Genomic DNA, 26,967 nt, shown 5'->3' with positions numbered 1-26,967 from the left:
ATTAGAACCAGAATAAATTACCAGCCTCCGCTAGATCCTCCGCCAGAGAAACCTCCACCGCCAAATCCGCCGCCGAAACCTCCGCCTCCGCCGAAACCACCACCAGATGATCCTCCGCCGAAACCTCCAAATCCGCCACTGCTTCTTCCAAGATTACTTAAAATAATAGCGTCAAGCAGACTAGGACCACCACCGCCATTGTTACCAGAATTTCCTCCTCCGCCTCTTTTATTTCGAGAAAGTAAAATTAAAACAATTACAACAATTACGATAAATGGTAGAAAAGGGAAATCTTGTCCTTTTGCTTGTTTTCGTTCGCCTTTAAATTTTCCTTTAAAAACATCAATAATAGCATCAGTTCCTTTATCAAGGCCGTTGTAGAAACTTCCTGCTTTAAACTCAGGGATGATAATATTTCTGATGATTGTTCCTCCAATTCCCGCCGTCAAACGATCTTCAAGTCCGTATCCAGGATTAATTGCAATTTTTTTTTCGTTTTTGGCCAAAAGGATTACCACTCCATTATCATCTTCTTTGGTTCCTCCAATTCCCCAAGTTTGTCCCCATTTTGTAGCTAACTGACTTACATCTTCTCCTTTTAAACTTTCAATCGTAATAATTACAATTTGAGTGGTAGTCGAATCGGAGTAGCGAATTAGTTTTTCTTCTAATTGGGCTTTTTCAGTAGAGCTTAAAATGTTGGCATAATCGTAAACAGAAGTCTGAAAACTAGGTTTTGGCGGAATCTCAAATTGCGCAAAAATAGTATTGCTGATAAATAATGCGATAAACAAAAGAGTAATCTGAAAAATTCTATTAGAATTTGAGATTTTAATTTGGAAATTTTTCATTATTTATCCTTTTGAGATTTCGTTAGATAATTCGTTGACATCATCTTCCTGAGAAGGAAAATATTTTTTGAGCTGTTCTCCAGCATTTAAGATGCCGTCAACAATTCCTTGTTTAAAATTGCCGGCTTTAAAATGGTTTACCATGATGTCTTTAGTGCAATCCCAAAAATCGTTGGATACGACATCATTAATTCCTTTATCGCCGCAAATCACAAAATTTTTGTCTTCAACTGCAAAATAGAGCAATACACCATTTTTCAATTTAGTTTCATCCATTCGCAATTCATGAAAAACTTCTAAAGCCCTATCAAAATGGACTTTAGAAGTTGTTTTTTCTATATGTACTCTAATTTCGCCAGAAGTATTATTTTCGGCCTTGCGAATAGCTTCAACAATTTCGTGTTCTTCTTCTTTGGTTAAAAAATCTTCTACTTTTGACATGGAAATTATTTTAGAGTTTAGATCGTAGATTTTAGATTGCAGATTATATCTGAAATCTAAAATCGTTAATCAAAAATATTAAATCTTTAGAATTTTACTTCAACTGGTTTATCAGCTCCAGTAGATGCTTCAAAGTATGGTTTTTCTTTGTATTCGCTCAAGAACCATTTGTTAGGAATAGACAAGATATAACCGTTGTAAACTTGCACAGCTTCGTTAAAACGAGTTCTAGCCGTTAAAATCTGGTTTTCAGTACTTGCCAATTCGTCTTGCAGTTTCAAGAAGTTTTCGTTTGCTTTTAAAGTTGGATATTGCTCAACAGAAACCAATAATCTTGATAATGATGAACTTACGCCGCTTTGAGCTTGATTGAATGCTGCTAATTGTTCTGGAGTTACGTTGCTAGGATCAATTGTTACCGAAGTAGCTTTTGCACGAGCTTCGATTACTGCTGTTAAAGTTCCTTTTTCAAAGTCAGCAGCACCTTTTACAGTGTTTACTAAATTCCCAATAAGATCATTACGTCTTTGGTAAGCCGTTTGAACATTTCCCCATTCTTTATTTACAGCTTGACTGTGTTGCAAAGCAGTATTTTTAATACCAATCGACCAAAATGCGATAATAGCAATAAGTGCTACAATAATTCCTACAGGGATTAACCACTTTTTCATATTTGTTTTGATTTAAGTTTATTTCTATTTTTAATTACAATTCGTTTTTAATGTCGTTCAGCTGCGTTTTTATCGACTCTAATTTACGTATTATTTCGAATTTATCTAACGTTTTCTTCTGACCCTCTTTTAAGTGTATTTTCGCGCCTTCAAGCGTAAAACCTCTTTCTTTTACTAAATGATAGATTAATTGAAGGTTGGTAATATCTTCTGGAGTGAACATCCTGTTTCCCTTTGCATTTTTTTTAGGTTTTAGAATGTCAAATTCGCTGTCCCAAAATCGTATCAAAGAGGCATTGACATTAAAAGCTTTGGCTACTTCGCCAATACTGTAATATCTTTTGTCTTTAGAAAGTTCAATATGCATGGTTCGTTTTTTTCTATTTTTATTTCAAAAATACTATTTTTTGTACTATTAATCTAATGATTGATTTTCTTGATTTGCCATTTGTGAAATTGCCACATATTCGACAGCCGAAATATTTCCATAATAAAAATTCAGCGGATTCACTACTTTTCCGTCTTTATGCACTTCGTAATGACAATGCGGACCTTCAGATCTTCCTGTGCTTCCAACATATCCAATCACATCACCACGTTTTACCCTTTGTCCCGGACGACAGTTGTATTTGCTTAAATGGGCATACAGGCTTTCATATCCAAAACCATGCCTGATCACAATATGGTTTCCGTATCCCGAAGCCGTGTTGTCAGCTCTTTCTACAACGCCATCTCCTGTTGCGTAAATTGGAGCTCCTGTATTGGCCGTGAAATCCATTCCGTTATGCATTTTTCTCACTTTCGTGAAAGGGTCAATGCGATACCCAAAACCTGACGCAACACGTTTTAAATTTTCATTTCGAACTGGCTGAATGGCAGGAATCGCTAGTAACAAATTTTCTTTAGCTCCAGCTAATTTTAAAATCTCATCTAAAGATTTAGACTGAATTGCCAACTGCTTCGATAGTTTGTCCACTCTTTTTGTTGCATTTAAAACCAATTGAGAATTGTTATATCCTTCTAGAGCTTTGTATTTGTCAGAACTTCTAAAACCAGCTTTTCGAATCGAATCTGGAATTTCAGCTTTGTTAAAATATACGCGATAAATATTATTGTCACGTTCTTCTAATGCCTCTGCGGCATCATCAATTTCGTCCAGTTTTTTATTTAAAATAGAATACTGAAGTTTTAAATTTTCAATTTCGCGTGCCTGTAAACGATCTTTTGGAGTTTCGAAATAAGGGGTGTTAATTAAAAGAACAAAAACTAAAAAACCAAACAGTGCCGATGCCAGTAAAAACAGTAATGCGTAACCTATTTTTATTCTTTTTCTGGTTTTTATTTTTGTATAAGCCAGATTTTCTGGGTCGTAATAATATTTTACTTTCGCCATATTTTAAAATACGCTATTTTTGCACCTTGTAAAATAGGTTAGTCGAATAAAACTGCTAAATGTTTCAGTTATTCGATACTTTTTTTACCAGGATTAATGATTAGATATTGGGGCTATTTTATCATTAGATAATGCGCAAAATAGGCAATTTATTGTTTAAAATATAAGTTTTTTAATTTCATTATAAAAAACTTAACGTATCATCAAATGAATAAATTAGCTAATCATCTAGTTATCAAATTGACACATTAAATTGACACATTTTTCTAATTTAAATATGAAATCACAAGACGTACGTAAACAATTTTTAGATTTTTTTGAGAGTAAAGGGCATACTATTGTTCCTTCAGCTCCTATTGTTCTTAAAGACGACCCAACCCTAATGTTCAATAACTCGGGGATGGCCCAGTTTAAAGAATTTTTCTTAGGAAATGGAACTCCAAAAAGTCCAAGAATAGCCGATACGCAAAAATGTCTTCGTGTTTCAGGAAAACACAACGATCTTGAAGAAGTAGGTATTGACACGTACCACCATACAATGTTCGAAATGTTAGGAAACTGGTCGTTTGGTGATTACTTCAAAAAAGAAGCGATCAATTGGGCTTGGGAACTATTGACAGAAGTTTATAAAATTCCAAAAGAGAATCTTTATGTTTCTGTTTTTGAAGGAAGTAAAGAAGATAACGTTCCGTTTGACCAAGAAGCTTGGGATATCTGGAAAACATTAATCGATGAGGACAGAATTATTCTTGGAAATAAAAAAGATAATTTCTGGGAAATGGGAGATCAAGGACCATGCGGACCTTGTTCTGAGATTCATGTTGATTTACGTTCTGAAGAAGAAAAAGCTTTAAAACCAGGTAAAGAAGAAGTAAATAATGATCACCCGCAAGTAGTTGAAATCTGGAACAACGTATTCATGGAATTCAACCGTAAAGCTGATGGTTCGTTAGAAAAACTTCCTGCACAACACGTAGATACGGGAATGGGATTTGAGCGTTTGTGTATGGCATTACAAGGAAAAACATCAAACTATGATACTGATGTTTTCATGCCTTTAATTAGAGAAATCGAAACAATTACAGGCGCAAAATATACAACTAATGATGTAACAGGCATTAGTGAAGAACAAAATAAAATGAATATCGCGATTCGTGTAGTGGCAGATCACGTTCGTGCTGTAGCTTTTGCTATCGCTGACGGACAATTGCCATCTAACACAGGTGCAGGATATGTAATTCGTAGAATTTTACGTCGTGCTATCCGTTACGGATTTACTTTCTTAAATACGAAAGAACCATTTATCTATAAATTGGTTGAAACTTTAAGCGAGCAGATGGGAGATTCTTTCCCAGAAATCAGAACGCAGAAAGCACTTTGTTCTAATGTAATTCGTGAAGAAGAAAACTCATTCCTAAAAACTTTAGATCAGGGATTGATTCTTTTAGATGCTGTAATTTTAAATAACAACGGAGATACTGTTGATGGTAAAAAAGCATTTGAATTGTATGATACTTATGGATTCCCGATTGATTTAACTGCTTTGATTCTTTCTGAAAGAGGATTTAAATTGGACGAAGAAGGATTCCAGGAACAATTGCAATTGCAAAAAGAAAGATCTCGTGCAGCGTCTAAAGTAACTGCTGGTGACTGGAATGTGCTTGTTGAAGATGATATTCAGGAATTTGTTGGATATGACAGATTATCTCAACAAGTAAAAATTACTAAATACCGCAGAGTTGAAAGCGCAAAAGACGGTGAGATTTTCCAATTAGTTTTCAATGCTACCCCATTTTATGGAGAAAGTGGAGGACAAACTGGAGATAAAGGATATTTAGAAGCTCAAAACGGTGATATCGTTTACATTATCGATACGAAAAAAGAAAATAACCAAACGATACATTTAGCAAAATCGTTACCAGAAAACCTTACAGGTACTTTTAGTGCTGTTGTTGATGCAAATCAGAGAGCTAAAACTTCCTCAAATCACTCGGCTACGCACTTGTTGCACCAAGCTTTACGTAAGATTTTAGGAACTCATATTGAGCAAAAAGGTTCGATGGTAAGAAATGCTTCATTGCGTTTTGACTTTTCTCACTTCGCTAAAGTAACTGATGAAGAATTGATTGAAGTAGAAAATTTCGTAAATGCAAGGATTCGTGAGAGTTTGCCATTAATCGAAAAAAGAGCTATTCCGAAAGAGCAGGCACTTGAAGATGGTGCAATTGCTTTATTTGGAGAGAAATACGGAGATTTAGTTCGTACCATTAAATTTGGAGATTCTGTTGAATTATGTGGAGGAACTCACGTTGCTAATACATCTGATATCTGGCACTTTAAAATTGTTTCAGAAGGTGCAGTTGCAGCTGGAATCAGAAGGATTGAAGCAATTACTAGTGAAGCAGCAAAAGAATATTTTGAATCGCAAGCGGTTTCTTTAAGTGAAATTAAAGAAGCTCTTAAAAATGCTCAAGATCCAGTAAAATCAATCTTGGCATTACAAGACGAAAATGCTCAGTTGAAAAAACAATTGGAAGCTTTATTAAAAGATAAAGCTAAAAATATGAAAGCTGATTTGGCTAAAGAATTGCAAGAAATCAATGGCGTTCAATTTTTAGCAAAACAGGTAGACTTAAATCCAGAAGGAGCTAAAGATTTAGCTTACGAATTGGGTGGTTCTTATAATAATTTATTTGTAGTTTTCGCTACAGCTCACGAAGGAAAACCAATGTTAACGTGTTACATTTCTAAAGAAATCGTAGTAGCCAAAAACCTAAACGCAGGACAAGTTGTTCGCGAATTAGGTAAATACATCCAAGGTGGAGGAGGAGGACAGCCTTTCTTCGCGACTGCAGGAGGTAAAAATGTTGATGGAATTGGGGAAGCTTTAGCTAAGGCGGTTGATTTCGTGAAGTAATAAAGATGCTAAGGTTCTAAGATACTAAGGGACTAAGTTTTTATAATTAACAACAAACGCGACAGGTTTTTAAAACCTGTCGCGTTTTGTGTTTAACATAGATTCAATAGCGTCCAGCTTTAGCTGGATGAAAAAGGTAAGAATTAGAAAAGGGCTTTAGCCAAACTATTACGTTTGGCTAAAGCCCTTTAGTTTTAATTTATTATATACATCCAGCTAAAGCTGGACGCTATTCAAAAAAGAAAGAACTTAGAACCTTAGTATCTTAGCACCTCAAAACCTTTTAAAAAACTATTTTCGCTCCCCAATCTGCTGGCGCCACATTGCATAATACAATCCTTTCTCCACGATCAAATCTTCATGTTTGCCTTGCTCAATGATTTTGCCTTGTTCTAGAACAAAAATTCTATCAGCATGCATCACAGTTGATAAACGATGCGCAATTAAAACCGTAATTCTATTTTTATCTGATATATTTCGAATAGTATCATTAATTTCTTCTTCAGTAATAGAGTCTAAAGCGGAAGTAGCTTCATCAAAAATCAATAAATTCGGATTTCTAAGAATAGCTCTCGCTATAGATAGACGCTGTTTCTCTCCACCAGAAACTTTAATTCCGCCTTCACCAATTGTGGTGTTTAAACCATCTTCTGCACGTCTAAGTAATTTATCGCAACTTGCACGTTTTAGAGCGTCGTATAAATCTTCATCGGTTGCATTTGGCTTAACAAATAACAAGTTCTCGCGAATTGTTCCTGAGAATAATTGAGCGTCTTGGGTAACGAAACCAAGTTGTTTTCTTAAGTCTAATAAATCAATTTCGGTAGAATCAATATCATTATACAAAACCTGACCTTCTTCTGGCGTATACAATCCAACTAATAATTTTACTAAAGTCGTTTTTCCAGATCCAGACGGACCAACAAAGGCAACGGTCTGGCCTTGTTTAATTTCGAAATTAATGTTCTCAACCGCCTTAAATTTGGCTGTTTTATGCTGAAAACTTACATTTTCGAAAAGCAGTTTCTGAATTGCGCCAATATGTTTTGGGGATTTTGGACGGAATTCTTTTGGAGCATTCAATAAGTTTTTGAAATTTTCCATCGAAACTTTAGTCTCATTTAAAGCAATAATAAAGTTTCCTAATTCTTGTAAAGGACCAAAAATAAAGAAGGTAAAAAAGACCATTGTCAATAAATCTCCAACAATAATTTTTCCTCCAAACAAGAAATAATATAAAGCAAAAACCACACAAGTTCTTAGGAAATGAACCGTTGTTCCTTGGATGAAACTTAAACTTCTAATGAATCGGATTTTCTGTAATTCTAATTGAAGAATCTTAAACGTATTTAAATTTAAACGTTTTTCTTCTTGATACGTCAAACCAAGACTTTTTACTAACTCGATGTTTCGTAAACTTTCCGTTGTAGAACCTGCCAACGCATTGGTTTGATTCACAATTTTTCGAGAAACAATTTTGATTTTTTTTCCTAAATACAAACTCACCAAAGCAATAATTGGCGCTGTAATTAAAAAGATAATGGAAATTCTAAAATCAATTCTTGCAACATAAACGATTACGAAAATGAATCCAATAATGGTTTGAAAAATTAACGAAATAGAAAGCGTAATCAGTTTTTCTGAATCGATTCTAACTTTTGTCAATTTGCTTAAGGTTTCACCACTTCGCTGGTCTTCAAATTCTGCATAAGGAAGATCTAAAGATTTCTTGATACCGTCAGTATACATTTGCGCTCCTGTTCTCTGAATGACCACATTGGTAAAATAATCTTGAAAGTTTTTGGTAATTCTAGAAATCATGGCTGCACCAAGCGAAAGACCAAGCCAGAAAGCTAAAGATTTTATAAATCCGATTTCGTTTCCTTTGTATTTTGCCAGACCGACACCACAGTCTTGCATTAATTTTCCTGTAATTACAGAGTCTGACAAACTGAAACAAATGTTGATAGTAGCCATTATCAAAGCAAAAAACAAAAGCATTTTGTGTCTGATAATGTAGGTATATAGTAATTTCATATAAGATTTAAAAAAAATGGAAGATGCAAAAGTAAGGAATTGTTTTAGTTTGTGAAGTTCATTTCTGTTATTAAAAATGTATTTTTTTACAGATAAAGTTGTCTATGGAGTTTTAAAAGTTTTTTATGTGTTTCAATTTTTTTAGTGAAAATTAAATAATGCATAAAAGCGTAAATTTTTTTTGAAATACTTGGTTTTTTAGAAAAAAAACTCATTAAGTAGGTTTTTTATATTGTTTAATACTAGTGTTTTAAGAATTATCTTAATTGTAAATTGTACTTTGATGTGGATTCCCGTAAGGTTTTAATATTTGGTTATAGTACGTTTGCACCATTAAGAATTTTAACCAAATCAAAATGAAAAAAATTTTATGCTTTTTTGGTGCTTTAGCACTAGTCTTAACATCTTGTTCAAGCGATGATAATCAAGAAGGAAATGTTATTTTGCCAAAAACAATTAAATATTCTAGTGTAGGATATCCTTCAGAAAATTCTACTTATGTAGCAACTTACAATGGTACTAAAATTGTAAGCATGAAAGATGAAACAGGAAGAACTGATTACACTTACGATGGTAACCTTGTGGTAAAAGAAACTAATTATGATACTGAAAGCGGTAAAGATATTATTAGCGACATAACAACGTATAAATATACAAACGGAAAACTTACAGAGTATGTTTATGCAGAAGGTTTTTCTACAGCATTTCCTAATGGTGAATACAATAGCAGAGTAGTATTTACGCATAACGCAGATGGAACAGTAAAAAGAGAGCGCTACAATATAAATGGTACTATAGAAACAAAAAGTGTTTATTCTGAAGTGTTAACTTTTGCGAACGGAAATCTAGTTAAAAGTGTACAAACAGATTCACAATCAGGTAGTGTATTTACAGCTCAATATGAATATGACAATAAAAACAATCCATATAAAAACATTGCAGGATTCAATTTGCTAATAGATCATAGTGAAGGTGAAGGTTCTGTGTATAGCTCGGTGAACAATGTTGTTAAGTATACAGCATCTTATTCAAATCAAACACCAAATGTATACAAAAGCGAAATCGTATATGATGCAAATAATTTCCCTTCAAAAATTACTAATTTCAAAAGAGACGGAATTACAGCTGCTGAATCTAATGAGTATACTTATTAATTAAAAGCATTACTATAATTATAGAAACCAAATACTTTTGTATTTGGTTTTTTTATTGCTTAAAATTGATGAAATTCGTGTTTAAATTAGAAATCATGCAATTCAGAACTCAAATACCCGTTTCAAAAAGTAATAATCCGATCAATTACGATTCGAAAATACTTTCTATAGGTTCTTGTTTTGCTGAGAACATGTCTGAGAAATTTGACTATTTTAAATTTCAGAATGAGACCAATCCGTTTGGAATTATTTTTAATCCCGTTTCTATCGAGAAATTATTTGATAGAGTTTTGAAACAAGAATGGTTTGAAGAAAAAGATGTTTTCTTTTATAATGAGCGTTGGCATAGTTTTGAAGTTCATTCAGATTTAAGCAACTCTGATCGTCAGGAATTATTAGAAACGCTAAATAAAGCAGTAACAGAAACGCATAAACAGCTTAAAGAAGCCACGCATATTATTATCACTTTTGGAACTTCATGGATTTACAGAAATCTCGATAAAGATCAAATTGTAGCCAACTGCCATAAAGTGCCTCAGAAACAATTTTCTAAAGAATTACTATCGGTCGAAATAATTCAAAAAAGTATTCAAAACACAATTGAAGCTGTTCAGGCTTTAAATCCTAATATAAATTTCATTTTCACTATTTCCCCAGTTCGCCATATAAAAGATGGCTTTGTAGAAAATCAATTAAGTAAGTCACATTTATTTACAGCATTGCATAAGACTTTTGACTTTCGACTTTCAACTTTTGACTACTTCCCTTCCTACGAAATCATGATGGACGAACTTCGTGATTATCGTTTTTACAACGAAGATATGCTACATCCAAATCAGATTGCGATAGATTACATCTGGAAGCTTTTTAGCGAAAATTATGTTTCAGAAGAGAGTGCTTCCGTGATGAAAGAAGTAGACGAAATCCAGAAAAGTTTGCGTCATAGGAGTTTTAATCCAGAATCAGAACAGCATCAAAAATTCTTATTTAAACTTCATCAAAAGATAAAACTTCTAGGAGAAAAATTACCGCATATAAAATTTTAGAAAAACTTCGAGCCTCTGTGCCTTCGTGGCAAAACAACAATAAAATTTTAGAATAATTGCTCAGAATTATGTAAATTGTTAAGGTTTAAATTTTACATTTTTGTAAAATATGCAACCCTGCTTTTTTCAGAAGCAATTTTAATCTAATCCGATTTTATTGACGTATGAATAAGAAACCTGTTTATTTTTTTAAAAAAACACTTCGTATCCTAATGTGGTGCGTGGTTTCTGTGATTGCGTTATTATTGCTTTTAATAATCTTAATTCAGGTTCCATCGGTTCAGAATTTCGTTAAAGACAAAGCAATTACTTATCTTGAAGGTAAGATCAAAACCAAAGTTTCTCTAGATAAAATTCTAATTAAATTTCCTAAAGATGTAGTTCTGGAAGGTTTTTATTTTGAAGACCAAAAAAAAGATACTTTGTTGGCAGGTAAACGATTAGAGGTCGATGTGGATCTTTTTAAATTGGTGAGCAGCGAACTCGAAATTAATTCGGTTTCATTGGAAAACGTAAAAGCCAATATTTCTAGAGATAAAAATGGCATTTTCAATTTTGATTATATCTTAAAAGCATTCGAATCAAAAGAACCAGAAGTAGAAGATCCGAACGCTAAGCCCTTTAAAATTTCGGTGGTCAAAGTAAATCTCGATCAGGTGAAATTCAATTTTAAAGATGATTTTTCGAAGAATGATATCAAAGTAAATCTAACACATTTTGATACCAAATTCAAAAAGTTCGATCTAGATAAAATGGATTTTAATATTCCGAGTATCAATCTGAACGGTTTGAAAGTTGTTTTAGATCAAGATGTTGTGGAGAAAATTGCAGAGGTTTCGGTTAAAACTGTCGATACGATTTCGAAAAGGCCAGATTTCAAATTGGCATTAGAAAAAATTACTTTATCTAAAATCGATATTTTATACGACAACAAAGATTCCAAACTCAATTCTGGCATTCGTTTAGGGAATTTAAATTTAGCAGTAAACGAGATAGACCTAAATAAACAGCTTTTGGATTTTGATACTTTCGAATTAAAAAATCTAAACGGAAATCTAAGATTAGGAGCAAAAGACAAGCAGATTGAAACTCCAAATTTAGACACAACAGCCATAAAACAAGCGGGTTGGAAGGCTAAACTTAATAAAGTTAATATTGAAAATATTGCCTTCAAGTTTGATGATATGCAGTCAAAACCAAAAACAAAAGGAATTGATTACGCGCATTTAGATTTGAGCAAATTCAATTTTAAAGCTGAGAAACTCTATTATGGAAATGATACGATTTCGGGGAATATAAAAACACTTACCGTAAACGAAAAAAGTGGGTTACAGATTCAGGCTTTTAAAACCGATTTCTTTTACGGACCCAAAAATGCTTCGCTGGATAATCTGTATTTAAAAACACCACAGACTCTTGTTCAAGATAAAGTTAAAGCCGAATATAAATCGTTAGAGTCACTTCAGAAAGATTTAGGAAATCTGGCTATTGATGCCAATTTGAAACAATCTAAAATTGGCTTCAAAGATATTTTATTGTTTGTTCCCGATCTTCAAAATACAAATCCGTTTAAAAGTAATCCAAATGCGATTTTGTATGTGGATAGCCGTGTTAGCGGAAAAGTAAAAGATCTAAATATTTCAAAATTTGAAATGAGCGGAATTGGTTCTACAAAAGTTTCTCTTTCGGGAAAAATTGCAGGATTGCCTGATGCCCAAAAAGCATATTATGATTTGAATATTAAAAAGATTTCAAGCACGGCAAAAGACATTAATATGTTTGTGCCAGCGGGAACAATTCCGAAGAATATTCAAATTCCTTCACAACTAAGTTTACAGGGAAAATTTAAAGGATCGGTTCAGAATTTCAAAACCAATCTGTCTTTAAATAGCAGTTTCGGAAATGCAAAAGTTGATGCTTTGTTCGATCAGCGTATTAAAAAAAGAGAAAAATACGATGCCCAGGTTTATCTTCTGGATTTCGATTTAGGCCGTTTAATTAAAAACGATTCTATCGGAAAAATTACGCTTAAAGCGAAAGTCAAAGGAACTGGTTTAGATCCGAAAACGGCAAATGCGGCGATTGATGGTTTGGTGCAGAAGGCGGTTTTTAATCGATACACTTATAAAGACTTGGCTTTAAAAGGAAATATCGAAAACGGTTCTTTTGCTGTGCAATCGGGAATGAAAGATCCAAATCTGAATTTCGATTTAACGGCAAGCGGAGATACAAAAGATAAATATCCAACTGTAAAATTAAAACTGAATTTAGATATAGCCGATTTAGACAAACTCAATTTGCATGCAGGTCCGATGAAACTTCGAGGAAATGTTGATGCCGATATAACCAACAGCAATCCAGATTTCTTAAACGGAAAAGTGTTTTTGTCGAATATTCAGATTTTGCAAGATGCAGAACCAATAGTTTTAGATTCGATTCGTGTTTTGGCTTTTGCAGATAAAGATAGCAATTCGATTAAAATTTCGTCACAGTTTTTAAAAGCCGAAGTAACCGGAAAATACAAATTGACGACTTTGGCAAACTCACTTCAAAAATCATTGTCGAAATATATTGATCTTAAAAATCCAAAAGTCAACGCAGAATCAGACGAACAAAGATTGGCTTTTATGCTTAAAGTCGATAATGATCCAGTACTTTTTAAATTATTGCCAAAATTAACTGGATTAGAACCTTTTACAATAAAAGGAAATTATAATAATCGGACAGATTCTTTGACAGTAAAAGGAATGATTCCGAGAATTGTTTATGGTGGCAACACAATTTCTGACGGAAAAATTAATATAGAAGCCAAAGAAAATGCGCTAGAATATTTAGTTTCTGTTGCAACAATCGAAAGCGGTTCTTTGAAAATTCCGTTTACAAGTCTGTCTGGAAATGTGCAGAATAATATTCTGACTTATGCGCTTGAAGTTCAAGATGCAAAACAAAAGCAGCAATATTTTATTGCAGGCGAATTTAAAGCAGAAGATTCTAAAAATATTGTAAAACTCGATGCAGACAGCTTTATTTTAAATTATGATAAGTGGAATGTCGATCCAGAAAATGCAATTGAGTTTGGTGAAAAACGACTTTATGTCAATAAATTCAATTTGAGTAATAACGGAAACGAATTAAAAATTCAATCTCAAGGAACACAAGACAATGCGCCGTTGCAAGTCGATTTTGTAAACTTCAAAATCGAAACCATTATGAATATGGTTAAAAAGGATGAACTGCTAATGCAAGGTCTGATAAACGGAAATGCGTTGGTTGAAAATGTGATGACAAACCCAACTTTTACTTCAGATCTAAAAATTGATGATTTTAGTTTTAAAGGCTCAAAAGTTGGTGATTTAGAAATAAAAGTAGATAATAAAACTGCCAATACGCTTGCTGCAAATGTAGCCTTGAGTGACGAAGGAAATGACTTAAAACTTACTGGAGATTATTTATTAGATACTGGAAATTTTGATTTTGATGTACTGATTAATAAATTGAATATTAAAAGTATTCAAGGTTTCAGTATGGGAAATATTACTGAAGGGCAAGGGTTTTTATCAGGAAATTTTAAATTGACAGGAAATACTTCGGCTCCAAAAGTTAATGGCGAATTGATTTTTAATGATGCTGGTTTTAGAGTGACACAATTGAATTCGTACTTTAAAACCAAAAACGAAAAAATCACTTTTAATGATGGAACCATTTCATTTGATAAATTCTCTCTTTTTGACGAAAATGACAACGAATTGTTTGTAAATGGAACCATTCAATCTCCAGATTTTGTCAAATACAATTTCAATTTGTTGGTTGAAGCTGATGATTTTAGAGCCATTCATTCTAAAGCCAAAGACAACGATTTGTTCTATGGAGATCTATTCTTAGATACAAAACTGAATATTAAAGGAAATTTGGATAGTCCAGTTGTTGACGGAACGCTTAAAATCAATAAAGAAACTAAGTTTACTGTTGTTATGCCACAGTCAGATCCTTCAATTGCTGATCGAGAAGGAATTGTAGAATTTGTTGATGAAGACAATATGTACTTGAAACAAACGGTTAATATGCAGAACAAACTGAATCAGTCAGAATTGAAAGGAATGGATGTAAATGTGGCCATTTCAATCAATAAGGAAGCAGAATTAACTTTGCTGATTGACAAATCTAATGGCGATTACTTGAACTTAAAAGGTGAAGCAGAATTAGTCGGTGGAATAGATCAGTCTGGAAAAACAACTTTAACAGGGAAATATGAATTTTCGGATGGTGCTTACGAAATGAATTTCAACGGAATCAAAAGAAAATTTGATATTCAGAAAGGAAGTTATATCACTTGGAATGGAGAGCCGACAATGGCAACTTTAAATATTACAGCTATTTATAAAGTAAACACAGCGCCAATTGATTTGTTAGGAAATCAGATAAAAGGAGAAACTCAAGCGGTACAAAATACCTATAAGCAAAAGCTCCCTTTTCAGACTTTATTGAAAATGAATGGAGAATTGCTGAAACCAGAAATCTCGTTTGGAATTGTACTTCCTGAAGGGAATTATAATGTTGCTTCAAATGTTGTAGATATGACACGGGCAAAACTGAAACAATTAGAGCAAGATCCAGCAGAACTCAACAAACAAGTTTTTGCTCTTTTATTATTGAACAGATTTGTGGGCGAAAATCCGTTTGCGAGCGAAAGTGGTGGCGTAAGTGCAGAATCTTTTGCAAGACAGAGTGTGAGTAAAATACTTTCGCAGCAATTGAATAATCTAGCAGGGGATCTTGTTGAAGGATTTGAGGTCAATTTCGATTTGGAATCTACAGAAGATTACACCACAGGAACCATGCAGAACAGAACCGATCTAAATGTTGAAGTTTCTAAAAAACTGCTGGATGATCGATTGAAAATTACTGTTGGAAGCAGTTTTGGTGTTGAAGGACAAGAACGTGCCAATGAAGATAGCACCAATATTGCGGGCGATGTGGCTCTAGATTATCAATTAACAAAAGATGGCCGATATATGGTTCGAGCTTATCGCAAAAATCAATATCAGGTTGCGGTTGAAGGGCAGGTTATTGAGACTGGAGTTGCATTTGTGATTACAATGAGCTACAATAAATTTAGAGAACTATTTCATCGTACAGAAGCAGAAAAAGAATTGATAAGAGAAGAGAAAATCCGTAAAGAAAAAGAAAAGCAAAAAAAGAAAGAAGAAAAAGAAAAACAAAAACTGCAAGACAACGAAGACGAAAAAGAGATTAAGGGAAATGAGCAAAAAACGTAATTATATCAATATATATTTAAAGTGTTTCGTACTACTTTCGGTATTTTTTGCTGTAGGATGCAGTAATACAAAATACCTTCCAGAAGGCGATCTGCTTTATACAGGAGGTTCTGTAACCATCAAAGATTCGATCATGAAAAAGAAAGATCGAAAAGCGTTGGAAACAGAATTAGAAGGTTTATTGCGCCCAAAACCCAATAAACAAATCTTTGGGCTTCGTCCTAAATTATTGATTTATAATCTTGCCGGCGAACCTAAAAAAGATAAAGGAACAAGATACTGGTTACGCAATAAAGTTGGAGAACCGCCAGTACTTTTCAGTCAAGTTGATTTAGATTATAATGCGTCGGTTTTACGAAATTTTACAGAAAACAGAGGTTATTTTAAAACCCGTGTCAGTGCCGATTCGACTGTGCGAAATAAAAGAGTGACGGCCGAATATACGGTTACGCCTAGAAAACAATACATAATAAAAAGTGTTACGTTTCCAGACGATTCTTTAAAGATGTCAAAAATTATAGCCAAAAGCCATAGAAGGAGTCTCCTTAAAGTTGGAAATCCATACGATTTGGATGTGATAAAAGCAGAAAGAGAAAGAATCGATGCGAGGTTAAAAGAAAAAGGCTATTTCTATTTTAATCCAGATTATATTTTGGCAAAAGTAGATAGTAGCAAAGGAGATCACGAAGTGCGAATCAGATTGGTGATAAAAGATGATACGCCTGTAAAAGCTTTGACTTCATACAAAATAGATAAAATCTTTGTGTATCCGAATTATTCTCTAACGAATGATAGTGCGGTTTATAGAAAAAGGAATATCACACAATATAAAGATCTCACTATAATTGATACGACAGAAACTTTTAAACCAAGAATTTACGATCGGACGATTTATTTTAAAAAAGGAGATGTTTACAATCGAAAAGATCATAATTTAACTTTAAACCGATTTGTAAATCTTGGAACGTTTAGTTTTGTCAAGAACGAATTTAAGCCTTCAGATTCTATTCCGAATGCTTTAGATTCATACTATTTCTTGACACTTTTGCCTAAAAAGTTTATTCGTGTGGAAGTGATTGGAAAAACCAATTCTGCGAGTTATACCGGTACAGAATTAAATTTAAACTGGAACAACCGTAATTTTCTAAAGGGTGCCGAATTGTTTACGGCTTCTGTTTTTGGTGGTGCCGATTTTCAGTTGGGAGGAACAAACAAAGGAAAGAATATTTATAAACTGGGAGGAGAAGTTAGTTTAACCTGGCCAAGATTCATAACGCCTTTTCATATTGAAGGAAATAGCGAATATGTGCCAAGAACCAAAGCCACTTTGCGTTACGAATATCAAAAAAGGACGCAACTGTATGCTTTGAATTCTTTTAATACTTCCTTTGGTTATATGTGGAAAGAAAACATTCGTAAAGAACATCAATTGAATGTAATTGATGTGACCTATGTAAGCCCGAACCATGTAACGCCAGAATATATGGCAGATATAGAGCAAGATGCGGCTTTAGGAAAAGTAATTGAAAAACAGCTGGTTTTTGGCCCAACGTACAATTACACCTATACCAATACCATGCAGAAACGTAAAAAGAATACAATCTATTTTAATGGTGAATTGGATTTGGCGGGAAATTTAACTGGCTTGATCACAGGTGCTGATTATCCAAATAAGGTTAAAACCATATTTGATGTTCCGTTTAGCCAATATGTAAAAATCAGATCCGATTTCAGGCATTATTTAAAATTGGGAAAAGAAAGCGAATTAGCCAGCAGATTGATTGTTGGAGCGGGATTTGCCTATGGAAATTCGAATACACTTCCAGCATCTAAACAATTTGTAGTAGGGGGAACCAATAGTATTCGAGCTTTTAGAGCTAGAACTTTAGGGCCGGGAAGTTATGTTATTCCACCAACGACAAATGATAATTATACGCCTGATCAATCAGCCGATTTAAAACTGGAATTTAATACTGAATATCGTGCTAAGCTTTTCAGTATAGTAAGAGGCGCGGTTTTTCTGGATGCAGGTAATATTTGGCTTTTACACGCTGATCCGAACAAACCAGGAGCAGAAATCTCAAAAGATTTTATGAAAGAAATAGCTGTTGGAGCAGGAGCAGGTTTACGTTTCGATTTATCTTTCTTGATCTTAAGAACTGATTTAGCTATTCCGCTTCGAAATCCTGCTTTACCAGATGGACAACGTTGGGTGATTGATGACATTAACCTAGGAAGCAGTTCTTGGAGAAAAGATAATCTGATTTTGAATATTGCTATTGGATATCCATTTTAAATTTATTTGCAGGGATCGATTAGCCACGAATTCACGAATTATTTTTAATTTGTTGGTTAGCTAGGCCGAATTTTTCGAATTTGATTTGTGAAATACTTCCATATTTTTAACCCAAAGGGATTAGCGAAAATTCGTGAATTCGTGGCGAAAAAAAAGAAAAAAAGGAGTAAATTGGTCTAAAATATTTTAGAGGAATGCAAAACTTGATCAAAAGAATTATAGGTGTCGGAGTTATCGTTTTAATAATTGTTCTTGGATTTAAATATTGCCAGTTCAAAAAAGAAGACGATTCAGATATTCAGTACAATACCAATTTAATTCAGCAGCAGATTCTTAACGTTGGAAAATTGGTTGTTACCGAAGGGCATTTCTCAGAAGTCATCACTTATAAAAATCAGCAGAAGTATTTAATGGACATGATTTCTTTTGAGAAAAAAGCACTCATTGTGGTCAATGCAAACGTAACGGTTGCTTATGATCTGCATCAAATGAAATATGATATTGATGAAAAAAACAAAACCATTACGATTTTAAATATTCCGAAAGAAGAAATCACCATAAATCCAGACATACAGTTTTATGATGTTGAGCAAAGCAAACTGAATCCGTTTACGGGAGACGATTACAATAAAATCAATAAATCGGTAAAAGCAAATTTGGCTAAGAAAATCGAAAATTCGACCCTAAAAACCAATGCTCAAAATCGGTTGATAAGCGAATTATCTAAGATTTTAATCATGACCAATTCAATGGGTTGGAAACTGCAATACAACGGAAAAACTATTGAATCTGAAACGGAGCTGACTAAGGATTTGAATTCAAAGTTGTAAAAAAGAATCTCGCAAAGACGTAGAGTAGCAAAGAATTTTTGTCACAGATTAAAGGATTAAAATGATTTTTTGAATTGCCTCCTGCTTTAGCTGGAGGAAAAATAAAGACCTAAGCAAAGGGCTTTAGCCAAAATATAGGATTTGGCTAAAGCCTTTTTTAATATTTTTACAAAATCGGCATCTTTGCGAGATTAAAAAAACTTCGTGTCTTAGTGCCTTTGTGGCAAATTAGGCAAAGAACTGTCAAAAATCAAATCCAATCCGCCAGAAATTAAATGTGCAATTTCAGGACGTCTTTCTTTCAATTGATCCAAATAAACCAAAACTTCCTGTAGAAGCTGTTTCTCGTCTGAATCCTTCAAAAGCTCAGCAATTTCAACAGACAATAACCAGTCGTTTGAATGGTTATTTTTTAGCTTTTCAAAAACAGATTTTAATTCGTTTTTAGAAGATTTATTCGTTCTGATTTCACGAACAGAAGCATACAAATGCTCCAATTCATCACGTTCATCAGTATGTTTTGCTTTGATCGTTTTCGTTGAAGGAACAATATTGATTAAGTCAAAACTATTTACATCGGCAGGACCTGAAAATGCCGAAATCACCTTTTTGCCAATTGCCATATCATAGTTACCCCACTCAGGCTGAAATAAAACGGTTTCTCCATGCGTAACGGTGCAATTTCTAAAACTGATTAAAATGATTTCTCCGTGAAGATTTCTAGAACCTGTGATAATTTCACCTTGCACAATAATATTGCCTTCAAATTCTAGTTTTACGGTCTCATTTTCTACAATACTGTAAGCCTGTAAATCCTTCGGACTCATATCTTCAATCGCTAGATTAAAACCTTTCAGTTTCCCAATCGGACTTCCAAAACCATGTGGATGTGTTAAAGTTCCATGACCCACTAATTCTTTTTCGCGGTAGGAAAGAGCCGTTTTTCCAGTGGTCTGAATATAAACTGGTTTTCCTTCTTCTTCAATAACATTTGTAAAAACTCCCGAAATCTGTAAACCTGTACTTAATTCAATAGTTCCTAAAGCATTCGATTGAATCAGTTTTTGAATTCCAGAAAGGCCTCCAGTTCGTAAAGCCATTTTATTGGCAAATTCTTCTAGAACTAAACTTAAATAAGAAAAATTTGGAGTCACATATAATTGAGGCTGTAACTGCGTAATATCAAAATTCTGATTTGCAGCCGAAATATCATAAGGTATTTTCTTTACATCATCGGTCATACAGTGGGCACTTTCTCCAATTGAAGAAAGCAATCCAGCGCCATATATTTTCGGGTTTTCAACCGTTCCGATCAAGCCGTATTCAACAGTCCACCAATGCAGGTTTCTTATTTGAGCCATTTCAGACAATTCTCCCATATCATTTTGCAAATCGGCAACCGCTTTTTCAGCTTCGTCGATTTTTTCTTGAGGCGTATCTTCGGCTTCTTTTAAAATAGAAAGCAGACGAATTGCTTCATACATTTGATAATCCTTGTGTGAGGAAATCGCTTTGCATCCAATTTCACCAAAACGTCTCAAATATTCCGCATATTCAGGATTTGCAATAATAGGAGCGTGGCCAGCACCTTCGTGAATAATGTCTGGAGCAGGAGTATATTCAATATGTTCCAATTGTCTAATATCAGACGCAATAACTAGAACATTGTAAGCCTGAAATTCCATAAAAGCATTTGGCGGAATAAATCCGTCAACGGCAACCGCTGCCCAACCAATTTCACTTAGAATTCGGTTCATGCCGTACATGCTCGGAATAGAATCAATTTCGATTCCTGTTTTGCGTAAGCCTTCCAGATAAGAATGATGCGCTACTTTAGAAAGATAATCTACATTTTTACGCATAACATATCGCCAAACCGCCTGATTGATAGGAGAATAATCGCTATAATCTTGAGGTTTAATAAATTGCTGTAAATGTTTAGGCAATCGCTCTAATAACGGATTGGTTTCAATGTTTGGATTCATTTCGAAAACGTTGTAGATTAAAATGTAAAATTACGAATTTACGGCTCGTTTTTTTATCATCCATCACAAAATTTTTATTCGAAATTGATTTTTATTGCATTTTTGTAGATTTTGAAAAAGTGGAAATAAAATGATTTACTAGCAATCATTATTTTCATAATTCACTTTTTCCATTGTTTTCTCGAAGTTTTCAAGCTCTTTTTTAGTCATCGAAGCTTCTTTGAGATCCACTTTTAATTGTTTTTTAGCATCAGGGCTAATCCATAAACCAGTAAAAGAATTTCCTAATTTTTGTAAAATCAAAACACCACTAAATCCTTGTTCAACTAACACAAATTCATTTTCTTTTTTTCTGTTTTGAGTAACATTAAGCTGAATCCAGTTTTTTGATTTATTCTGACGATACATAGAAGTATACATTAAATCGGCTGTACAAGGATTTTCTTCTGTTTTAATGTAAACTGTTATTGGTGTTTTTCCGTCAACGGTTCCTTTATATAAATTAGAAGCTGACGTTTGTGATTGTGCCGATAATTGATTTAAAAATGAGAAACAGATTGTAATAAAGAAAATTACTTTTTTCATAAATAAAAGAATATAGATTTGGGTTTAATTCATTTTATCAAATATAAAGTTCTGCTTTTTATTTGAAAGAAATTTTTTAAGATTTTTTTATTGCATTTCTCATTTCATTTTCTGCATTTCTAAAATACTCAATTTTATGGCTGAACATAAAAGCCATATTGGTGGCACGCATTTTGGCTTCTTCGGTTATTGGACCAGCAAATTGCGAATCGATTGTCGAATTGAAAATGGCAATCCAGCGATCAAAATGGGTTTTGTCTACTGGTAATTGTTTATGTGGAGGAAAAGGTGTTCCAGAATAAGCGCGAACATCAAATAGAATAGTCTGCCAGAAATTGTACATTTTTTGTAAATGTGGTTCCCAGCGGTCTTGTAATTTATCATTAAATATCGGCCCGATTAAATCGTCCTTTCTAACATTTGCATAAAAGCTGTTAACCATTTGCTGAATGTCTTCTATTGTCGATATATCTTTTAAAGCTGTCATTTTATTGTATTTTAAGTAAACCGCAAAAATACAATATATCTTTCTTTTACGTTCCTGATAATTGTCATATGCCCTTTAATTGCTAGATAAAATCACATTTTGTAAGGATTTGTATAGATTTTTTATTTTATGATGAGTTATTTCGATTTTAACAGGTAAGTTTTTTATGATTTTTTGTTTTTTAAATTATTGTTTTTCAGTATTTTGAAAAACAATTAGATTGGTTTTTGTTATATCTGTTTTTTTAATTTGATGTGTATTTGTAAAGTTAAAATAATGAGAATGTTGTAAAAATACTCATAATATTGTGTTGTTTTAGTAAAATAAAACTGAATAAATAATGAAAAACTAATTATCAAACCAAAACTACAAAAGAATGCACAAAACTACTCAAACACCTACAAATCGGGTAAGTAAAGCGTTAAAACTATTATGTTGCGGATCGCTTTTATTCATGAACAGCTTAAATGCTCAGACAGTAACTCCTTTTATGACTACAGGAGATCAAACTAAATTATTACAGCAGCAGGCAACAGTAAGTTTCGGAACCAATTCTGGAACTAATCCTTCTACTGTAACAGTAACTGCAGGAACAACTTACCAAACTATGGACGGATTTGGTTATACTCTTACCGAAGGAAGCTGTGAAGTTATTTCTGGAATGGCTGCCACTCAGCAAAACCAATTATTGAATGATTTATACAATCCGACAACAGGCTTAAATGCAAATGTAGTTCGCATTAGTATTGGCGCTTCAGATTTAAGCAGTTCTTCTTACAGTTATAACGAAACTTCAGGAGACACAAACATGAACAATTTTAGTTTGAACGGACCTGATTTGACTTATTTGGTTCCAATTATTAAAAAAATCTTACTGATTAATCCCAACATTAAAATTTTGGCAACTCCTTGGTCAGCACCGCGTTGGATGAAAACCAATGGATCTTGGGTTGGAGGTTCTTTGCAAACGCAATATTATACAGCGTATGCAAAATACTTCGTAAAATATTTTGATGCTATGAAAGCACAAGGTATTAATATTTGGGCAATTACACCACAAAACGAACCTGAAAATCCCAACAACGAACCAAGTATGCTGATGAATTCTACAGAGCAAAAGAATTTTATCAATCAACAGCTTGGGCCACAAATGGCTGCAGCGGGCTATGGAAACATAAAAATTATTGCTTTTGACCACAATTGCGATAATACAGCCTATCCGATTGATGTTTTAAACAATAGTTCTTATGTTGACGGAGCAGCATTTCATTTGTATTTAGGTAATATCTCAGCTATGTCAACAGTAAAAACTCAAACCAACAAAAATGTTTATTTTACAGAACAATACACGGGTTCGGGTGGAAGCTTTAGCGGAGATTTTGGATGGCACATGCAAAACGTTGTGATTGGAAGTACTAATAACTGGTCTAAAACAGTTCTAGAATGGAACGCTGCAAACAATTCAAGTTTAGGGCCTCGTACTCCTGGCGGATGCAGTACTTGTTTAGGTGCTATTACAGTTAATAATAGTACAAGTTATACTAAAAATGTAGCGTATTATATTATTGGCCAGATTTCTAAATATGTAAAACCAGGTGCAGTAAGAATTGGTTCTTCAAGCACAAGCGGAAGTATTTCTTCAGTTGCATTTAAAAATCCTGATGGGTCAACCGCACTTGTAATTTATAACTCAGGCGGATCATCAAATACGATAAAAGTAGTTTCGGGATCATCAGCATTTAATTATGCAGTTCCATCATCTTCTGCGGTTACTTTTACTTGGGGAACATCAAATCCAGTTGCGGTTACAGGAGTTAGTGTAAGTCCAACTTCTGCAACAATTACAGCGGGTCAGTCACAGCAATTAACAGCGACAGTTTCTCCTAGTAATGCTACAAATACTGCAGTAAATTGGAGTTCAAGCAATACATCTGTTGCAACTGTAAATTCAAACGGATTGGTTTCTGCAATTGCTGCAGGAAATGCAACAATCACTGTGACGACTGTTGATGGCGCTAAAACAGCAACAAGCGCAATTACTGTAACGGCTGGTTCAACAGGATTTCCTGGATATTACAATATTATTTCGAGAAACAGCAATAGGGGGTTAGATGTTGCAGATAATGCTACGACAAGCGGAAGCAGAATTCAGCAGTATGACATTACAAATGGAGGAGGAAGTAATCAAAGATGGAAATTTGTCTCTGACGGAAGCGGTAATTATTACATTATCGTAAAATCGACAGGAATGTATTTGGCGGTTGAGAATAATGGAACTGTGGATGGACTAAAAGTACAGCAGAAAACTTTTTCATCTTCAAATGAATTCAAATGGACAGTAACAAGTTTAGGAACTGGTTATTATAAAATTATAAACGTAAACAGCGGTAAATCGCTTGACGTTGAAAATGTTTCTACAGCAAATGGAGCCAATATTCAGGTTTGGGCTTATACAGGAGGTTTAAATCAGCAATGGCAATTGGTGCAAGTTGAATCTTCTGCAGCAAAAAGTGCTTTAGCCGCGCAAACGCCTGTAGTTGAAAATACAAGTTCAAACGATATGACCATTTTTGTAAATGAAGCAGATGATGCTTTAAAAATTGATACTAATCATGAAGGAGATGCCGAAGTGCAGGTTTTCAATATTACTGGACAGCCAGTTTTAAAGAAAAATGTAAAATTTGTAAAAGGAAATCAAGCTGAAGTAGAAATTTCTCGATTACCAAAAGGCGTGTACATTGTAAAAGTTACCGATAACAAAGGTTCTTATTCGAAAAAAATATTAAAGCAATAATTAAATCCAAACATTCAATTAGTAATTTGATTTGATTTTAAAAGGCTGTCGTCCCATCTGACAGCCTTTTTTTTATTTTATCCGATCAATTGAGTAAACAAATCTTGATTGTCATTCAGGTATTGAAACTCAAAACCATTTTCGGTCATTTTCAATTTAATTGGCATAATATCATTTTTGTTTTTCAATTCTAAACCAACAACTACAGAACCAACTTCGCGACTGTTTTTCTTTGCAAACTGAAAGTAAGTGATGTCATCATCTGGACCTAAAATATTATTGACAAATTCTTTTAAAGCTCCAGGACGCTGTGGAAACTGAATCATAAAATAATGCATTAAACCTTCATATAATAAAGATCGTTCTTTTATTTCGGCAGTTCTTTCAATGTCATTATTGCTTCCGCTTACAATACAGACTACATTTTTGCCTTTAATTTTAGCTGCATAAAAATCCAAAGCAGCAATTGTCAATGCACCCGCAGGTTCAACCACCATTGCTTCTTCATTGTATAATCTCAAAATGGTAGTGCAGACTTTTCCTTCTGGAACTAAAATAATGTCTTCTAGGTTATAACGGCAGATTTCAAAAGTTTTATCGCCAACTTGTTTTACAGCTGCGCCATCTACAAATTTGTCTATAGTTTTTAGAGGTGTGTTTTTGTTTTCTTCGATGGAAGTTTTCATCGAAGGAGCACCTTTTGGTTCAACACCAATGATTTTTGTATGCGGACTTAAATGTTTAAAAACCTCAGACAATCCCGATGCCAATCCCCCGCCGCCAATTGGAACAAAAACATAATCGATTGGTTCTTTAAAGCTTTCAAGAATTTCTAATCCGACAGTTCCCTGTCCAGCGATTACTTTCTCATCGTCGAAAGGATGAATAAATGTTTTGTGATTTTTAATAGCATCTGCGGTTGCAGAACCATAAGCGTCATCAAAAGTATCTCCGGTTAAAACAATTTCAACAAACGATTTTCCGAATAACTGAACTTGTTTTACCTTTTGTTTTGGAGTTGTTTTGGGCATATAAATTTTACCTTTTATGTGCAGTAAATTACAGGAATAAGCTACGCCCTGCGCGTGATTTCCTGCACTGGCACATACGATTCCGTTTGCTTTTTCTTTTTCATTTAACGAAGAAATCTTATTGTATGCGCCTCTAATTTTATACGAACGAACAATTTGCAAATCTTCTCTTTTTAATAAAATAGTCGATTCAAATTCGTCTGATAGATTTAAATTTTGGATCAATGGCGTTGCTGCAACGACATTTTCAAGTTGCTTTTTTGCGTTAAGTACTTCGTTAAATAGACTCATGAGATTTTTTTTTCGCCACGAATTCACGAATTATTTTTGATAATCTTCGAACATATAAATTCGTGAATTCGTGGCTGTTTAAAATTATTTTAAAAATAAAAAACCTCCCAATTGGGAGGTTCTTATAAATTATATTTTACCAACTTATATAGCACCTCGCCATTATTGCTGAATTGCAATAATGCTAATAATAGCGATAATAATGTTGTTAAAGTTTGTCATTTTCTTTGCTGATTGAAGCGCAAATGTATTAATTATTTCTGAAAAGTTCGCAACTATTTAAAGTTTTACAAAAACTGAAAACTGCCAACTGCGACTGAAAACTATTTTTTTACTGGTGGATATTGAGCTAAAATTTTAGCTACAAACTCAGCAATTTTCTCATCTTTCTTATCGATATTTCTTGTTAGAGTTCCAATACCTTCACCTTGCCATATCATTTCTTTCTTTTTAGCATCGATTAAATCAATGTATAAAGTTCCTTCAGTAGAAGTAGAAACTGTAGTTTGTCCCCCATACATCATGTAAGGATTCCAACCCCAGCCCCAGCCATAACCCCAGCCAGCGGTAAATTGGTTTACATCTACTTGTTCTCTTGATTTTGTAAAAATGTTTACCAGCAAGTCAGGATTTTCGCTTTTTGTAAAGCCTTTAGCTTGCATTTGATCATCAATAGCGCGTAAAATTCTTCTTTTATCTAAATCTGATATTTCAACCTTGTCAATTCCTGGCTTAAAGTAGGCGTACGTTTTATAAGGCGTAAAATCGACAGTTTTGTCATAATCAGAATAAACGGTCACGGTACTGCAAGAAGTAAGTATCAGCAGTAGCAAAAACGGAATTAACTTAAGTGTTTTCATATTTCTAAGAATTAATGTTCTC

18 protein-coding genes are annotated in these 26,967 nt (G+C 33.7%); 7 read left to right on the top strand and 11 right to left on the bottom strand.

Annotation, left to right across the window (positions count from 1 at the left end; all coding sequences use genetic code 11):
* Positions 1-17 precede the first annotated feature (17 nt).
* The 5 genes from AAYQ05_RS09065 to AAYQ05_RS09045 form a co-directional block, all read right to left on the bottom strand.
* Complete coding sequence (locus tag AAYQ05_RS09065) at positions 18-851, bottom strand: TPM domain-containing protein (protein WP_343542797.1); 834 nt, start codon at positions 849-851, stop codon at positions 18-20.
* A 3-nt stretch (positions 852-854) separates the two neighbouring features.
* Positions 855-1,292 (bottom strand): TPM domain-containing protein, encoded by a 438-nt coding sequence (locus AAYQ05_RS09060; protein ID WP_343542794.1) that lies wholly within the window; start codon positions 1,290-1,292, stop codon positions 855-857.
* An 86-nt stretch (positions 1,293-1,378) separates the two neighbouring features.
* Positions 1,379-1,963, bottom strand: coding sequence for a LemA family protein (locus AAYQ05_RS09055; protein ID WP_111364205.1), 585 nt, complete (start codon positions 1,961-1,963; stop codon positions 1,379-1,381).
* A gap of 34 nt (positions 1,964-1,997) precedes the next feature.
* The gene (locus tag AAYQ05_RS09050) at positions 1,998-2,330 is read right to left on the bottom strand and encodes a MerR family transcriptional regulator (RefSeq protein ID WP_091492704.1); all 333 of its coding nucleotides are present in this window, start codon (positions 2,328-2,330) and stop codon (positions 1,998-2,000) included.
* A gap of 48 nt (positions 2,331-2,378) precedes the next feature.
* On the bottom strand, positions 2,379-3,356 hold the full coding sequence (locus AAYQ05_RS09045) for a M23 family metallopeptidase (protein WP_281631348.1): 978 nt from the start codon (positions 3,354-3,356) through the stop codon (positions 2,379-2,381).
* Between the two features lie 277 nt (positions 3,357-3,633).
* On the opposite strand from AAYQ05_RS09045, the gene alaS reads away from it, so the two are divergent.
* A complete protein-coding gene (alaS, locus tag AAYQ05_RS09040) occupies positions 3,634-6,273 on the top strand; it encodes an alanine--tRNA ligase (RefSeq protein WP_343542792.1) in 2,640 nt (879 codons plus the stop codon).
* Between the two features lie 291 nt (positions 6,274-6,564).
* On the opposite strand, the gene AAYQ05_RS09035 is transcribed toward alaS, so the two are convergent.
* Positions 6,565-8,310: an ABC transporter ATP-binding protein gene (locus AAYQ05_RS09035; protein WP_343542790.1), complete on the bottom strand. Its 1,746-nt coding sequence runs from the start codon at positions 8,308-8,310 to the stop codon at positions 6,565-6,567.
* A 356-nt stretch (positions 8,311-8,666) separates the two neighbouring features.
* Here AAYQ05_RS09035 and AAYQ05_RS09030 point away from each other — a divergent pair, with 356 nt between their 5' ends.
* From AAYQ05_RS09030 to AAYQ05_RS09010, 5 genes are all read left to right on the top strand, one after another.
* A complete protein-coding gene (locus AAYQ05_RS09030) occupies positions 8,667-9,464 on the top strand; it encodes a hypothetical protein (protein ID WP_343542788.1) in 798 nt (265 codons plus the stop codon).
* A 95-nt stretch (positions 9,465-9,559) separates the two neighbouring features.
* Positions 9,560-10,510 (top strand): GSCFA domain-containing protein, encoded by a 951-nt coding sequence (locus tag AAYQ05_RS09025; RefSeq protein ID WP_343542786.1) that lies wholly within the window; start codon positions 9,560-9,562, stop codon positions 10,508-10,510.
* 164 nt (positions 10,511-10,674) lie between these two features.
* Positions 10,675-15,786, top strand: coding sequence for a translocation/assembly module TamB domain-containing protein (locus tag AAYQ05_RS09020; RefSeq protein WP_343542785.1), 5,112 nt, complete (start codon positions 10,675-10,677; stop codon positions 15,784-15,786).
* Positions 15,770-18,082 carry a translocation and assembly module lipoprotein TamL gene (gene tamL, locus AAYQ05_RS09015; protein WP_343542784.1) on the top strand — a complete coding sequence of 771 codons (2,313 nt, stop codon included), beginning with the start codon at positions 15,770-15,772 and terminating at the stop codon, positions 18,080-18,082. Before AAYQ05_RS09020 ends, tamL begins: the two co-directional genes overlap by 17 nt.
* Positions 18,083-18,276: 194 nt before the next feature.
* Positions 18,277-18,912, top strand: a complete 636-nt coding sequence (locus tag AAYQ05_RS09010; RefSeq protein WP_343542781.1) for a DUF4230 domain-containing protein — start codon at positions 18,277-18,279, stop codon at positions 18,910-18,912.
* A gap of 209 nt (positions 18,913-19,121) precedes the next feature.
* Here AAYQ05_RS09010 and AAYQ05_RS09005 read toward each other — a convergent pair whose 3' ends face one another.
* From AAYQ05_RS09005 to AAYQ05_RS08995, 3 genes are all read right to left on the bottom strand, one after another.
* On the bottom strand, positions 19,122-20,897 hold the full coding sequence (locus AAYQ05_RS09005) for an aromatic amino acid hydroxylase (RefSeq protein ID WP_343542780.1): 1,776 nt from the start codon (positions 20,895-20,897) through the stop codon (positions 19,122-19,124).
* A gap of 138 nt (positions 20,898-21,035) precedes the next feature.
* Positions 21,036-21,482: a hypothetical protein gene (locus tag AAYQ05_RS09000; RefSeq protein ID WP_281631357.1), complete on the bottom strand. Its 447-nt coding sequence runs from the start codon at positions 21,480-21,482 to the stop codon at positions 21,036-21,038.
* Between the two features lie 76 nt (positions 21,483-21,558).
* Positions 21,559-21,969: a group III truncated hemoglobin gene (locus tag AAYQ05_RS08995; RefSeq protein ID WP_129746285.1), complete on the bottom strand. Its 411-nt coding sequence runs from the start codon at positions 21,967-21,969 to the stop codon at positions 21,559-21,561.
* A 376-nt stretch (positions 21,970-22,345) separates the two neighbouring features.
* Here AAYQ05_RS08995 and AAYQ05_RS08990 point away from each other — a divergent pair, with 376 nt between their 5' ends.
* The gene (locus AAYQ05_RS08990; RefSeq protein WP_343542778.1) at positions 22,346-24,763 is read left to right on the top strand and encodes an RICIN domain-containing protein; all 2,418 of its coding nucleotides are present in this window, start codon (positions 22,346-22,348) and stop codon (positions 24,761-24,763) included.
* A 77-nt stretch (positions 24,764-24,840) separates the two neighbouring features.
* Here the strand turns inward: AAYQ05_RS08990 and ilvA are convergent, their stop codons facing one another.
* Both ilvA and AAYQ05_RS08980 read right to left on the bottom strand, forming a co-directional pair.
* Positions 24,841-26,085: a threonine ammonia-lyase IlvA gene (gene ilvA, locus AAYQ05_RS08985; RefSeq protein WP_343542777.1), complete on the bottom strand. Its 1,245-nt coding sequence runs from the start codon at positions 26,083-26,085 to the stop codon at positions 24,841-24,843.
* A gap of 323 nt (positions 26,086-26,408) precedes the next feature.
* A complete protein-coding gene (locus tag AAYQ05_RS08980) occupies positions 26,409-26,945 on the bottom strand; it encodes a DUF4136 domain-containing protein (RefSeq protein ID WP_343542775.1) in 537 nt (178 codons plus the stop codon).
* Positions 26,946-26,967: the final 22 nt, after the last annotated feature.

The sequence above is a fragment of the Flavobacterium movens genome (genome assembly GCF_039581425.1).
In the GTDB taxonomy this organism is placed as follows: Bacteria; Bacteroidota; Bacteroidia; order Flavobacteriales; family Flavobacteriaceae; genus Flavobacterium; species Flavobacterium luteolum.
This window is presented reverse-complemented; position numbering and strand designations above follow the sequence as displayed.